At 62.4% G+C, this 13,720-nt stretch carries 11 protein-coding genes and 1 tRNA gene; 7 read left to right on the top strand and 5 right to left on the bottom strand.

What is annotated here, in order from left to right; genetic code table 11:
* Positions 1-73: 73 nt before the first annotated feature.
* Positions 74-397, bottom strand: a complete 324-nt coding sequence (locus QE494_RS02995; protein ID WP_300041412.1) for a high-potential iron-sulfur protein — start codon at positions 395-397, stop codon at positions 74-76.
* Positions 398-1,123: 726 nt separating this feature from the next.
* Between QE494_RS02995 and QE494_RS02990 the strand changes: the two genes are divergently transcribed.
* From QE494_RS02990 to QE494_RS02965, 6 genes are all read left to right on the top strand, one after another.
* The gene (locus tag QE494_RS02990; RefSeq protein WP_300041410.1) at positions 1,124-2,311 is read left to right on the top strand and encodes a serine hydrolase; all 1,188 of its coding nucleotides are present in this window, start codon (positions 1,124-1,126) and stop codon (positions 2,309-2,311) included.
* A gap of 115 nt (positions 2,312-2,426) precedes the next feature.
* Positions 2,427-3,422 (top strand): sulfate adenylyltransferase subunit CysD, encoded by a 996-nt coding sequence (gene cysD, locus QE494_RS02985; RefSeq protein ID WP_300041408.1) that lies wholly within the window; start codon positions 2,427-2,429, stop codon positions 3,420-3,422.
* Positions 3,422-5,359 carry a sulfate adenylyltransferase subunit CysN gene (gene cysN / locus QE494_RS02980; RefSeq protein WP_300041406.1) on the top strand — a complete coding sequence of 646 codons (1,938 nt, stop codon included), beginning with the start codon at positions 3,422-3,424 and terminating at the stop codon, positions 5,357-5,359. Before cysD ends, cysN begins: the two co-directional genes overlap by 1 nt.
* Before the next feature lie 243 nt (positions 5,360-5,602).
* A complete protein-coding gene (locus QE494_RS02975) occupies positions 5,603-6,373 on the top strand; it encodes an SDR family NAD(P)-dependent oxidoreductase (protein ID WP_300041404.1) in 771 nt (256 codons plus the stop codon).
* On the top strand, positions 6,367-7,728 hold the full coding sequence (locus QE494_RS02970; RefSeq protein ID WP_300041402.1) for an MmgE/PrpD family protein: 1,362 nt from the start codon (positions 6,367-6,369) through the stop codon (positions 7,726-7,728). Before QE494_RS02975 ends, QE494_RS02970 begins: the two co-directional genes overlap by 7 nt.
* A gap of 70 nt (positions 7,729-7,798) precedes the next feature.
* Positions 7,799-8,818: a tripartite tricarboxylate transporter substrate binding protein gene (locus QE494_RS02965; RefSeq protein WP_300041400.1), complete on the top strand. Its 1,020-nt coding sequence runs from the start codon at positions 7,799-7,801 to the stop codon at positions 8,816-8,818.
* A gap of 60 nt (positions 8,819-8,878) precedes the next feature.
* Here the strand turns inward: QE494_RS02965 and QE494_RS02960 are convergent.
* Positions 8,879-8,969, bottom strand: a tRNA-Ser gene (locus QE494_RS02960).
* 233 nt (positions 8,970-9,202) lie between these two features.
* On the opposite strand from QE494_RS02960, the gene QE494_RS02955 reads away from it, so the two are divergent.
* Positions 9,203-10,231 (top strand): tripartite tricarboxylate transporter substrate binding protein, encoded by a 1,029-nt coding sequence (locus QE494_RS02955; RefSeq protein ID WP_300041398.1) that lies wholly within the window; start codon positions 9,203-9,205, stop codon positions 10,229-10,231.
* Here QE494_RS02955 and QE494_RS02950 read toward each other — a convergent pair whose 3' ends face one another.
* The 3 genes from QE494_RS02950 to QE494_RS02940 are packed head-to-tail and all read right to left on the bottom strand — an operon-like array spanning position 10,232 to position 13,698.
* Positions 10,232-11,230: an amidohydrolase family protein gene (locus QE494_RS02950; protein ID WP_300041396.1), complete on the bottom strand. Its 999-nt coding sequence runs from the start codon at positions 11,228-11,230 to the stop codon at positions 10,232-10,234. It lies immediately after the preceding gene.
* Positions 11,231-11,259: 29 nt separating this feature from the next.
* On the bottom strand, positions 11,260-12,603 hold the full coding sequence (locus QE494_RS02945; protein ID WP_300041394.1) for an MmgE/PrpD family protein: 1,344 nt from the start codon (positions 12,601-12,603) through the stop codon (positions 11,260-11,262).
* A 6-nt stretch (positions 12,604-12,609) separates the two neighbouring features.
* Complete coding sequence (locus QE494_RS02940) at positions 12,610-13,698, bottom strand: aminopeptidase P family N-terminal domain-containing protein (protein WP_300041392.1); 1,089 nt, start codon at positions 13,696-13,698, stop codon at positions 12,610-12,612.
* Positions 13,699-13,720: the final 22 nt, after the last annotated feature.

Raw genomic sequence — 13,720 nt, 5'->3', positions numbered from 1 at the left:
CGAGCCACGCCCCAATGAAGAAGGGCTGGCCAGGTCACCCTGGCCAGCCCTTGGGCTTACATCGAAAAGTGGATCAGCCCTTCTTGACCCAGGAGTTGCACCAGGCTTTGGCAGAAACCTGCTTGCCGGCGAACAGTGGGCAGCCACCGGCGGGAGCGCCGGCCTTGGCCTGATACAGAGCGCAGTTGGCACAGTTCTGGCCTGGGGCGTACTTGGGGAACTTGGCCTTGTCGACCTTGGTCGCGTCTTCCTTGTAGCCCAGTCCGGCGGCGGCCGGGTCCTTCTCGGAGGCCATGGGCTGGGCCTGTGCGGCGCCAGCGGCGGCGACGAGGCCGGTGGCGGCGATGGAGTGAAGGATGAAGGTGCGGCGGTTGGAGGTGCTAGATGAACCGTTCATGGTGTTTCCCTTGTAGTGATGATTGAAAGATGAGAGACCAAGCCTGATGGTACTCAAACGGATTTCCGACGCAGCCGGTTGACCTGATTTGCGAAGTTCAGGGGTCGTTCGATGCATTCGCACGCCCATGGACTCTTTTGAACTAATTTCCCGTAGCTTGCCTCGGGCCTCGTGCGTCGGACCCCTGTGGGGGCCGAGGCACGAGTGGATAAACCGCGCAGTGCGCATGCGCCAGCCCCCGAGAAAAAAAGTGGGTCCTGAAACCTGACCCGGTGGGGTGAAGAGAGTGGATCAGAAGGGGCCGATACAAATCCGAAATTGGATACGTTTTCAAAAACAACTAGTGGTTTCAACTAGCAATGGCTCACTGATTGATCCAGTAGACTGCCGTTTCCTCCATCGCCGAGAAGCTGATTGAGTTCTTATCAATCTGTTCAAAGGATAAATTAATACAAAGAAATGAATTGCGATGAGGTTGATCTTTATCGGCAGCCAGCTGTCTCCTGCATCCGGCCATCGTGAGGCCATCGCAAAGTGGATTGAGAACTCGCCACGCATCAACGCATCAGCGACAGCGCCTTCGGCTCTGGCCCCGGCGCTACCCAGTGATTTGCTTTCTCTATTGCGCGTTCGCGAGTGGTTTCTCTATGGGTCGTTTATGGGTTTCCAGGTAATCCAAACAGGCTAAAGTGAGCTCATCTAGTCCTTCACCCAATGAGCTTTCTGATGTCAACACCCTTCAATCAAACAAGGCGCATGCAGTCGGTAGCCGCCGGCCTGATCCGGTCGTTACTGTTTTTTGGGGCCATCCTCCTGGCAAGCACTGTGGCGGCCCAAAACCCATGCGAGGGCAGCAGCGGTGCCTGTGACGCTCTCTTGATCAACAAGGGGCGACCCTGGGATTACCAAGTGGGCGTTAACGGAACCCCCCGTGCCCTCAATGCTCGAGCACCAGACCCGCAGGAGCAGTCCGTCGTTGACGCAGCCAAGCGCGTATTTAGCGCCTCAAGCATCAGGGGGCTGGCGCTCATTCATGGCGACAAGGTCATTCATGCGAGTTGGAAGGACGGTATCCCTCAGGACGCGCTGTTTTATGGCCTGAGCATCGGCAAGACCGTCACAGCCATCGCTGCTGGACAGGCTGTTTGTCGAAATCTGATCACGATGGAATCAAAGGTTAGCGAGGTATTGCCCGAGTTTTCAGGCACTGATATGGGCGGTGCTTCCTTGAAGGACCTGCTGACCATGGGCTCGGGAACCTGGGTCGGCTTGCGAGACTCCAATGTGGCGACACCCGATCAGTTTCGAGAAATCTGGTCTGGTCGGATGACGATCAAGGATCTGATGCTCACGCCAAAGGTCCACACGGCCGAAAAGGATCTCTCAGGCCGGCCACGTCAGCCGGGATCTGTGTTTGCCTACCGAAATTCAGATCCGGAAATGGTCGCCCTAATGGTGTCGAAGGTCGCTGGTATGCACTTCTCGGACTGGGTGGATCAATCTGTCCTCAAGGCGGCTTCGATCGCAGGCCCAGCCATTTTGCGGACCGATCGACGTAACTTCGCATTTGCATCCGGTGCGCTCCAGATGACTTTGAACGACTGGGCGCGTTTTGCAGTGTGGGTCCGCGAGTCCTACGACGAAGAGACCTGTCTGGGAAAATTTTTGCGGGAGGCGGCCAAGCCACAGATCGCCACGCGCGGGCCCAACGGGCCGTTCAACTTGTTCAGCCATTTCGGTTTCTTCACTTGGGTTGAACACAAGCTCGTTCCGAATTCCTTCTATGCCCACGGGGTCGGTGGCCAGATCGTGGCCTGGAACAAAAGAAACAAGCGAATCCTGGTAGCGTTTTCAAACGACGCGCCGGCCAATGACCTGGGCAACCTTTATCGGGACTGGTCCAGGCTTCCCTGAGGGCGGTCTTTGTCCTTTGTTTGGCTGGTCTCGGAGCGGTCGGATTTCTCACCCGATATAGCCATGTTTACCTCTTCGCGCGCACGCGTGCCACCTTCGAGCAAATCCGACCGCAATGAACAGCCAACACTCTCTGCCCGCATGCCAACCCGCCTCATTCGAAGGGTCGACCGAAGGGTTGTACCGCAGCGGAATTCGCAAGCCTGATCTGACGCCCTCCCCGCACCTGCGACTGCTCGAAGCCGAGAGTATTCATGTGTTGCGCGAGGCGGTGGCCGAGGCCCGAAATCCGGTGATGCTGTACTCGATTGGCAAGGACAGCGGTGTCATGCTGCACTTGGCACGCAAAGCCTTTTACCCAACGCCGCCGCCGTTTCCTCTGCTCCACATTGATACGCGATGGAAGTTTCGGGAGATGTATGCGTTTCGGGATTTCATGGCTCGGGAATGTGGGATGGATCTGCTCGTTCACACCAATCCGGAAGCGATTGAGAAAAACATCAACCCCTTTGATCACGGGTCTGCGCTGCACACCGATGTGACCAAGACGGAAGGGCTTAAGCAGGCGCTGGATCATCACAAGTTCGACTTGGTCTTTGGTGGTGCCCGCCGCGATGAGGAAAAAGCCAGAGCCAAGGAACGGGTGTTTTCTTTCCGGACCGCTTCTCACCGCTGGGACCCGAAGAACCAGCGCCCAGAGCTATGGAACCTCTACAACACCCGAACAAGCCCTGGAGAAAGTATCAGGGTCTTTCCCTTGAGCAACTGGACAGAACTGGACATCTGGCAATACATCTATCAAGAGGCGATCCCCGTAGTGCCGTTGTACTTCGCCAAGCCTCGGCCGGTGGTGGTGCGGCCAGAGATGATCATGATGGTCGATGACGACCGCTGTCGACTCCTGCCCGGCGAAGAAATCCAGGTCAAGAAAGTCCGCTTCCGAACGCTGGGTTGCTACCCGTTGACAGGCGCTGTCGAGTCGGAGGCCGAAACTTTGGAGGACATCTTGCTGGAAACCATTCGTGCCCGGCAGTCCGAACGCCAGGGTCGCAAGATTGACACTGACAGCGCAAGCTCCATGGAGAAGAAAAAGCAGGAGGGCTACTTCTGATGCTCAGCCACTCCCCAATAACCTTGACTGATGCGGGAAGCGCCACTTACTCCGCGCCAAGATTTGAAACGATCCAGGATTGGCTGGACCATCAAGCCCGGCAGCAATTGCTGCGATTCATTACCTGCGGCAGTGTGGACGACGGAAAAAGCACGCTCATTGGCAGATTGCTTTGGGAGTCGCAACAAGTCTTTGATGACCAACTGGCGGCTTTGCAGGCTGACTCCAGACAGCACGGTACACAGGGGCGAGACATCGACTTTGCGCTGCTCGTCGATGGATTGGCTGCGGAGCGTGAGCAAGGCATCACGATCGATGTGGCATACCGTTTCTTCTCCACGCCCCGACGAAAGTTCATCGTGGCCGATACGCCTGGCCATGAGCAGTACACCCGCAACATGGTCACTGGGGCCTCAACAGCCGACGCGGCGGTACTGCTTGTTGATGCCCGCCAGGGCGTTGTCACGCAGACCCGGAGGCATGCCTTTTTAGCCTCTTTGGTGGGCATCCGCCATGTCGTTCTGGCCGTGAACAAAATGGACTTGGTGGGCTATGACAAAAAGGTTTTTGACACCATCGTTGCCGATTTCACCAACGTCGCGAAGTCGCTGGCGCTCGCGAGCATCACACCCGTCCCGGTGTCTGCCCTCAAAGGTGACAACATCACTGAGCGATCGGCACGCATCGCCTGGCATCACGGCCCAACCCTGATGGGTTGCCTGGAGACCTTGCCGGTTGCAAAACCAAGCCAGAACGCCACAGTGTTCCCCGTCCAATGGGTGAACCGGCCGAATGCCAATTTCCGCGGGTTCAGCGGCACCCTGGCAACGGGACGCTTGACGGTCGGTGACGCACTTCGGGTGACGGCATCCGGGCAGACCGCCACACTCGCGCAGATCGTGACCGCCGAAGGTCAATTGGAGACTGCCGAGGCTGGTGCGGCCTTGACCCTGGTATTGGACAAGGAGGTTGACGTCTCGCGGGGAGATGTCATTGCCCTGGCAGACGCGCCCGTCGAGATGACCGACCAATTCGAGGCTACGCTGGTGTGGCTGCACGATGAACCAGGCTTGGTCGGGCGCACCTATGAGTTGAAACTGGCCAGCCAGTGGGCGAGCGCCAGCATCACCAGGCTGAAATACCGTATCGATGTGAACACGCAGGCGCATGAATCATGTGGCCAGCTGGCCTTGAACGACATTTCTGTCGCCAATCTGGCCCTGAGCAAGCCTCTGGCATGCGCACCCTATGACGAGAGTGTTTGTCTGGGTGGCTTCATTCTGGTCGACAGGTTCTCTCACGCGACGGTAGGCGCCGGCATGATCAGACACAGCTTGAGGCGCGCCCGGAATGTGCACCGGCAGGCACTCAGCATCACTCAGGTCGATCGGGAACGGCTCAATGGTCACAGAGCGAAGGTCATCTGGTTCACAGGACTCTCCGGCTCTGGCAAATCAACCATTGCAAATGCCCTTGAAAAAGAATTCCACACCCAGGGCAAAAGGACCTACGTTCTGGACGGCGACAACGTGCGCCAAGGGCTCAACAAAGATTTGGGGTTCACAGAGGCAGACCGTGTTGAAAACATCAGGCGGGTTGCTGAGGTTGCCAAGCTCATGATGGATGCAGGTCTTATTGTGATCACTGCGTTCATTTCGCCCTTCAAACGCGATCGAGAAATGTCAAGAGAGCTCATCGGGGACGCGCATTTTCTGGAGGTCTATGTCAGCACGCCCCTGGAGGTATGCGAGCAGCGCGATGTGAAGGGGCTCTACAAACAGGCGAGGGCCGGCAAGATCCCGAACCTGACCGGCGTCAACAGCCCGTACGAAGTGCCAGATGCTGCCGAATTTGAAGCCAATGCAGGCAGCGAGTCGGTCGAGGAAATCGTCAGAAGGCTTGCCGCGTTGGTGGCCAGTGAAAAGGCTGTGCTTTGAGGAATCGCATGGCGGGTGCAGTGCTCGCCAGCACCAGACCCCCAGTTCCTCCTTTCTGAGCAGCGCGCAGGCAGACGCGCTTGCGCGAGGTCACGAAGTGTCCCAACGGAAAGCTGCCGGGTCTTGGCTGCAGGGCATTCCGGTCCTGTGAGGGCTATACTTTTTCCGAAAGAGCAGAAACTGAATCCGGTGAGCGGAATTTAAGGGCTCGCTTCAGTCCACCTCATCCCGTTGAAGGAACCGATGACAACCGTCTCACATGAAAAGAATCTGATCGGGCGCGTAGCGCTGGTGACCGGTAGCGCCAGGCGAATTGGACGGGCGATTGCGCTAGAACTGGCGTCCCGAGGCGCCGCGGTGGTGGTGCATGCACGCAGCGATCGGGCCAATTGCGAGCAAACCGTCGAATTGATCCATGCTGCGGGAGGCCGCGCGATGCTGCAACTGGCAGACATCTCCATACCTGAGGAGGCGCAGCGGCTCGTTGACTTCGCCGTCGCCGAGTTCGGCGGTCTCGACATTCTGGTCAATAACGCAGCTGTCCGACGTACGGTCAAGCTGGACCAATTGGGCCCCCGGGAATGGCGAGAGGCCATGGGCGTCATTCTGGACGGCGCTTTTTTCTGCGCCCACGCGGCCTACCCGCACCTGGTTCAAAGCGCAGCCGGTCGCATCATCAATATCGGCGGCGTCACCGCCCACGTGGGCGCCCGCGACCGCGTGCACGTCGTGGCGGCGAAAGCGGGGCTGGTCGGTTTGACCAAGGCACTGGCGCTCGAGCTTGGGCCTCGGGTTACCGTCAACTGCGTCGCGCCAGGCCTGATCGAGGATCCGGCCGACGATGCCGATGCCACCCGGTTTCGCCGCAACCACTTCCCGCCCGAATCCATCCCCATGGGCCGCACCGGCGTCCCTCAGGACCTCTCTGGCGTCATTGCTGCTCTGTGCAGCGATCAGTTCTCCTGGGTCACCGGACAGACCGTTCACGTCAACGGCGGAATCTTCCTGTGCTGACTCAGCGAATCGCCGAGCACATGGCGACGGCGCAGCAACGCGAGCTGCCGCCGGAAGTGAGGGAGAAGGCCAAGCTACACATTCTGGACACCGTCGCTGCGATGGTCTCCGGCACGCAGCTGGAGGCCGCTGCGAAGGCAATTCCCTTGGCCTTGTCTTTCGGAGGGAACCCGGACGCACTGGTCATTGGTACGAACACCCGCGTTGGCGTCCTGCACGCGGCACTTGCCAACGGCATGCTGGCGCACGCCGACGAAACCGACGACTCCCATGCGCCCTCCCTCACGCACCCGGGTTGTGCCATCGTGCCGGCGGCTCTGGCGGTGGCGTCCCGTGAAAACGCCCACGGGCAGGCCTTGCTGCGTGCGGTGGTCGCGGGTTACGACGTGGGGCCGCGCATCGCCGAGGCGCTGGGCGGTGTCGAGATCTTCGACCGCCACCACAGCTCCCATGCCATCGGGGGCGTCTTCGGAGCGGTCGCCGCCGCCACTGCCCTGTTGCGCCCTGATACGCGCCAGGCCGTCTGGGCGCTGGCCTATGCCGTGCAGCTCGCGTCAGGCAATACCTGTTGGCGGCGCGACCCCGACCACATCGAGAAGGCCTTCGACTTCGGCGGCATGCCGGCGCACAACGGCGTCCTGGCTGCCATCATGGCCTCCCAAGGCTTCACCGGTGTCGCCGACGCTCTCGAAGGAAAACCGGGTTTGTTCGCCGCCCATCCGGCCACGACGCGGCCGGAGCTGGCCATTGAGCTGCTCGGCGAGCGCTACGAGGTCATGCGCACGGCGATCAAAAAATGGTGCGTGGGCTCGCCGATCCAGGCGGCACTCGACGCGCTGGAGCTGCTTCTGCAGGAGTACCGCTTTACCGCGAGTGAAGTCGAACGCATCGTCGTGGCGCTGCCGCGCGCGGCTGCTCCGGTGGTGGATAACCGGGCCATGCCCGCCGTGAACCTGCAGCACCAGCTGTCACTCATGCTGCTCGATGGCGACGTGACGTTCCACTCGACCCACGACCTACAGCGGTTCAACGAGGAAGCCGTGATTTCTCTGCGTCGCCGGATCTCCATCGACCCGCAAGACAACGCTGAGTTTGAAAGCCACCCGCGGCAGGCCATCGTCCACGTACATCTGCGAGGTGGTCGCGTCCTGACACAGCGTGTGCAACATGTGCGCGGCACGCCCGATAACCCGATGAGCACGTCGGAGGTCACTCACAAGGCGGTGGACCTCATGCAGCCTATCCTGGGCGCACAGCGGGCACAGACACTGGCTGACCGGATCCTGGGCTTAGAGCACGTCGCCAACGTGCGAGAGCTTGATGGTCTGTTGACCCCGAACAGCGTCCACGCCTGAGGATCAGGCGCTGCTATTTCCCATTCAAAACTCTGCCCTTCTCACCCATTTCCAACACCAAGGAACGACCATGCCGACACACGATCAGAAATCTGCCGTTGCCACCCGTCCTCAGGGATCCATGATTTCCCGCCGCGAGGCGATCATCACAGTGGGCCTGGGCCTGCATGGCGTGGCCCAGGCCCAAGCCGGGTACCCGTCACGGCCCTTGCGCATGGTGATTCCTTCCAGCCCCGGCGGGACGGCAGATCTGCTCGGGCGCTTGGTGGCAGCCCGGCTCGCGGAGAGCCTGGGCCAGTCGGTCGTCGTCGACAACAAGGCCGGCGCGAACGGGGCGATTGCGTCAGAGTTTGTGGCGCGCGCCCCGGCAGATGGCTACACCCTCCTGGTGGGTGCGATCGCGCCCATCGCGATGGCGCCCATCCTTGTCAAATCGACGCCCTACGACAGCTTGAAGGACTTCGAGCCGATCACCTTGGCGCTGGAAGCGAGCAACGTTCTGGTGGTGCACCCGAGTATGTCTGCTCGCACCGTTGGCGAACTGATTGCGCAGGCCCGAGCCAAGCCAGCGACGCTGGCCTACGGCTCGTCCGGCAGCGGCACGGCGGGCCACCTGGCGGCCGAGTTGGCGGCCAGCATGGAGGATGTGCAGTTTGTGCACGTTCCGTACAAGGGCGGCGGCCCCATGATGGCGGACCTGCTCGCTGGCCACATCCAGTTCGCTTTTGCCTCGTCGACCACGGCACTGCCCCAGGTCGCCAGCGGGAAATTGCGGGCCCTTGCGGTGTCGACGCGCAAGCGCATCAGCGTCATGCCCGACGTGCCCACCATGGCCGAGTCGGGGCTCCCCGGCTTTGATGCAAGCGGCTGGGCCTGCTTCTTGGCGCCAGCGGGCACGCCGGCTCCTATCGTGAACCGCCTCAACACGGAGATCCGGCGCGCCATGAACTCGCCGGAAGCACTCAAGTTGCTCAAGGCCGAGGGACTGGAGCCCTCCACGGGCACTCCGGCGGAACTGCGCGCCTTCCTCACCGCCGAAATCACCAAGTGGCGGCAGGTGGTAAGGGCCCGCGGCATCACAGCGAGCTGAAGGTGCTGCCCTGAAAGGGACAAAAAAAGCGCCCTTTGGGGCGCTTTTTTTCTGGCGGTCTGGCGGAGAGGGCGGGATTCGAACCCGCGGAGGGCTATTAACCCTCACACGCTTTCCAGGCGTGCGACTTAAACCGCTCATCCACCTCTCCGGAGCCTGCGAGTGTAGCAGGCCAGGTGGGGGCCCTGACTCAGGGGCCCAACACGCCGGGATCCGCGGCATTTCGCCATCCCTGCAATTCGCCGTGACACCTGTCTTTGTTGTCGAAACGCCTGCAGTGGCCGGAGTCATAACCACATTGTTATCGTGCCATAGGGCATTGCACCATTGCCAAACGCCAGGGCAACCCGTGAAATACCGCCCTATACAAACCGAGGAGACACCATGCCTGCACCCACCAAACAGAGTCCGCACATTCAGCACGCCAACGAGCGGATGAGTCGGCGCGCCCTCCTGCTGGGTGCTTCGGCTGCACCGTGGATGCTTTCCAGCGCCGGGGCGCAAACAGCAGCGGACGCCTATCCCAGCCGCCCGTTGAAGATCATCGTCGGGTTCACGCCGGGCAGCATCGGTGACCTGTTCGTTCGCTCCGTTGCGCAGCTGATGACCGTGCAGTTGGGTCAACCGATCGTGGTCGATAACAAGCCGGGCGCCAGCCAGGTCATTGGCGCCGAACTCGCGGCGCGGGCTGCGCCGGACGGCTACACGCTGTACCTTGGCACACAGGGCGGCTTGGTGCTGAACGCGGTCGTGCGCAAGAAGCTGCCCTATGACCCGATCGCGGACTTCTCCCCGATCACCATGATGTTCGTGACACCGATGTACCTGTATGTCAATCCTTCGGTGCCCGCCAAGAACACGGCAGAACTGATCGCGCTGGCCAAATCAAAGCCGGGTAAACTGACCTTTGCTTCGATTGGTCCCGTCACCGCTGCGCATGTGCTCGGCGAGATGTTCAAGTCCGAAGCTGGTGTGGACATGCTGCACGTGCCCTTCAAGGGCGGTCCCGAGGCGACCAACGCACTGATTTCGGGGCAGGTCGACATCTTCTTCAACGGCAACAACAGCATGGCGCAGGTCAAGCAGGGCAAGGCCCGTGTGATTGCCTCGGCCGGGGTCAAACGCTCCGAAGAGCGTCCGGATCTGGCGACGATCGCCGAGGCAGGTGTGCCCGGTGTGGACCTGCTGCCCTGGTTCGGGCTGTTTGGCCCGGCGGGCATGCCGCGGCCTCTGGTCGACCGTCTGAACCGCGAGTTCGTTGCCGTGCTCAAGTCGCCGGCGATGAAAGAGCGGGCCACACAGATGGGTGTCGAGATCGTGACCAGCACGCCGGCCGCACTGACGAATCAGATCAAGGTCGAGACGCCCCAACTGTCGAAAGTGCTGCTGAAGGCGGGCGTGACGCCGGAGTGATCAGTACTTGTCGAGGTTGAAAAACCTGCGCGCGTTGTCGTACATCACCTTCTGGCGGTCCTCAGCCGACATGCCGACCTCCTCCAGCACTTGGAGGCAGGCCGCAGGACTCCAGCACGGGTAGTCGGTGCCGTACATGACGTGGTCGACGCCATAGAACTCGAGCGCGAACCGCACACCCATCGCGTGCGGCGACACGGTGTCGGTGACCATGCGCTTGAGGTACGTCGTGGGCGACTTGGGCAGGTTGGCCCTGCCAGAGTTCTTGTCCATGCGGCCGGCCTGATAAGGCAAGGCGCCGCCGGTATGGGAAATTACCACCTTGAGGTCCGGATGGCGCTCCATGATCCCCGACAGCACCAGCCGGTAGGCAGACACGGTCACATCGACCACGCGCCCCACGCTTGAATAGAGCGCGCCGTTATAGCCCTCCAGGATGTCCGGGAACTGGGCGTCGGTTGGGTGCATGAAGATCGGCAGGCCCAGGGCCTCGATGCGGGCGTACAGCGGCTCCAGGCGCGGGGCATCGATGTTCTCATGGGGGCCGACGCTGCCGGGGATGTTGACGCCCATCAGGCCCAGGCCCACTGCATGCTCGAGCACCTCGAGCGCCACCTGCGTGTCCTGCAGGGGGAGCGCGGCGCTGGCCCACAGGCGACCGGGGTAACGACGCTGGGCGGCAGCCATCTCTTCGTTCCAGCGCATCGCGAGCGCCCTGCCCTCTTCCACGGGCACCTCGGAAAAATAGAGCGAAAACGGCCCGATGGAACAGATCACGTCCACATCGTGTCCCAGTGTCGCCATGTGGGCGAACTGCTCATCGAGGTCAAACCACTCAGCGTTCTGACGGGAGCGCCCGGTGGTGCCAGGGTTGCGGCACAGGTCATAGCCGCCATTGGCATTGCGCTCAATACGCGGGTAGCTGGTGCGCTCGGCGCGAAGGGCTTCCTCGAACACCGAGCGTGGCCACCAGTGGAAGTGGGAATCGATGATGCGCATGGTTGTGACTTCTCTTATTTGCTACAGGGCTAAGGATGAATGGAAAGACCCCGGTCAATGTGCTCATTCGCAGCATAGCCGAAGACGGCGCGCAAGCTGGCCATGGCAGACGCGTTCCCGGGCAGGCCCAGGACAGAGCGCACCGAGTCGAGTTCGGCCCCAGTGCCAAGCATGCGGCGCGCCTTGTCGATTAACTGGGCAGCGTCGTAGGCGAGCGCCGGGTCCCCTGGGCTGTCGGTTACTAGGATCTCGTGGTGGGTGCCGCCGACGCGCACGATCACGCGTGCAGGAAAGGCGACTGGGTACAGGGCGTCGAGCGTCGGGTCGGCCACCACCCGTATCCGTGCAGCCAGTGCCGGCAAGCGGGGATCTTCGGGCCACACCTCGCGGCCAACGTCGTCGAGCAGCGCAGGGTGCAAGGCCGCCAGCGCCAGTTGCCAGGGCGCGTTGACCAGCGTGGCCAGACGGTTGGTGCGTGGCGGATCGCGATCGAGCATCGCGGCATACGGCGGTGGCACCTGAACCTCGATGGCATCGATCTGTTCGGGCACGAGTTGATGCTGCGCAATCAACTGACGCAGTCCGTGGATGGCTGCCAGCGCCTGCTTGGCCGATGCGTGGGGCTTGATGCTGAGGCCCTGGGTCAGCAGCCCGGTGGGCGTCAGTTGGTCAGGTGCGGCCAGGTCGCCGCCCACACTTTTCAACCACTCAGCGCTGAGCATTTCCGGGTCACCGTCGATGCCATCGGCGGCCGCCAGGGCAGCCATGCAACCGCTGCGCACCGCCTCGCCAACCAGCCACCAGCGGCCTGAGCGCGTGCCCTGGAAGCGCCCGGGTTGGCGAGGCGCAGAGGACACGGCAAGGGCCAAGGCGTGGCGGATGCGCGCGGGCGAGAGGCCCAGCAGGCGGCCGGCCGTGGCGGCTGCGCCAAACGGCGCGACGATCAGGCTGGGCCACTGGCCGCGGGTCAACAAGCGGGCGCCGCCCGCTGCCAGCGCGAGGCGCAGCGCGAGTTCATGGCCAACGTGCAGCGCGTCGAAGAACTGGGCGGGTGACGTGTCGTCGGTGGCAAACGCCACCGCCACAGGCACCGTCAATGCACTCACGGTCACGCAGGACGCGCGATGGATGTCATCGATTTCGGTCAGGCGCATGACCGAGGCGTTGGCCACCACGCGGCCGAGCGGGCTGGCATCCGCACCCGCGACAAAACGCAGCAGCGCTTGGCCTTCCGCCGTAGCAGCGCCGGCCCGCAGGGCAACCATGGCGTCGGCTGTGTGCAGGGCCAGATGGGACATGCAATCGGCTGCCGACGCGGTGGCGGCGAACTGCGCGAGTGCGTCGATGGCCGGGGCCACCGGAGAATTTGTCATGGTAGCTCAGGCCGCCACCGCAATCGCTGTCGCGGGGGCAAGTGCACCGGCGCCCAGTCGTAGCGGTGCGCTGCGCTGCCAGGCTCCGCCCTCCAGCACCAGATGCATCGAGAACACCACCAGGCTGCTCTTTGGCAGGGCGCGCGCAGCAGGCTGGTCATGGCTTGCCACCACAGACAGCGGCGCCGGGCCGATGCTAGCCTCCAGAGTCCAGCCCGTCAGTTTGCCCGGCGCTGTTGCAGCGAGGTCGGCCACCGCCTGGGGGCCACCGATTTGCTGCAGGGCGTGGTCAAACCAGGCATCGGCAGCCGCCCATGAGGACGGCGGCGCAGCGTTCGTGACGTTACGCCCCACGCGCACCCACACGCCCTTGTACGCCACAGAGCATTCGATCGCGTAACGGGCGCCCAGGTCGGGGTCGCCTTCCATGCGCAGCAGCGTGGCGTCTCGCGCCAGGTCCGGTGCCATGCGCAGCAAAACCTCTTCGGCACCGGCCAGACGCGCCGCGCCATCGATCGCCGCAAGCACCTCGGACACCTTGCGCGCAGCCGCCGGCACACCAGCGATGGCGCGTTCGGCGATGCCCAGCGCCGTGCGTGCCATGCCGTGTTCGGCGTCGTCACCCGGGTGCCGCGCAGCGACATACAAGGCGGTGGCATCAATCAAACGGGCGCCCCAACCACCCTTGAGAAGGGGCTCGGCCACGGTCCAGGGCAGCGCATCGAGCGCGATCACCCCGACACGCGCATCGGCCGGCAGCATCTTGGTCAGCAGGTCGGCCGCCTGCGCGCCGGGCTTGGGCGCGGCGACCAGTTCACCCATATGCGACACCGAGCGGATCCAGCTGTGCGTACGCGGCGTGCCTGCCACGAGCATCGTGGGGGCACCCTCAGCCCACACCACGAGGAGCGCCTCGCTCCAGTACGGGACGTAGTTACACAGCCACTGCAGCGGCGCCGGTTGCGCAAATGAGGAGTAAACCAGCACCGCCCCCAAACCTTCGGCACGCATGCCTGCTTGCAGACGCGCCACCCGCGCTTCGAGCGCGGCGGCGGGCAATTCCTCTAGAGACCAATGAATGAGTCCGCGACGCATAAAGCAGTGTTCCTTATTTCAG

This window comes from Ramlibacter sp. (genome assembly GCF_029866045.1).
Classification (GTDB): Bacteria; Pseudomonadota; Gammaproteobacteria; order Burkholderiales; family Burkholderiaceae_C; genus Ramlibacter.
The sequence above is the reverse complement of the archived record's forward strand: the minus strand, read 5'-3'. Positions and strand labels throughout refer to the sequence as shown.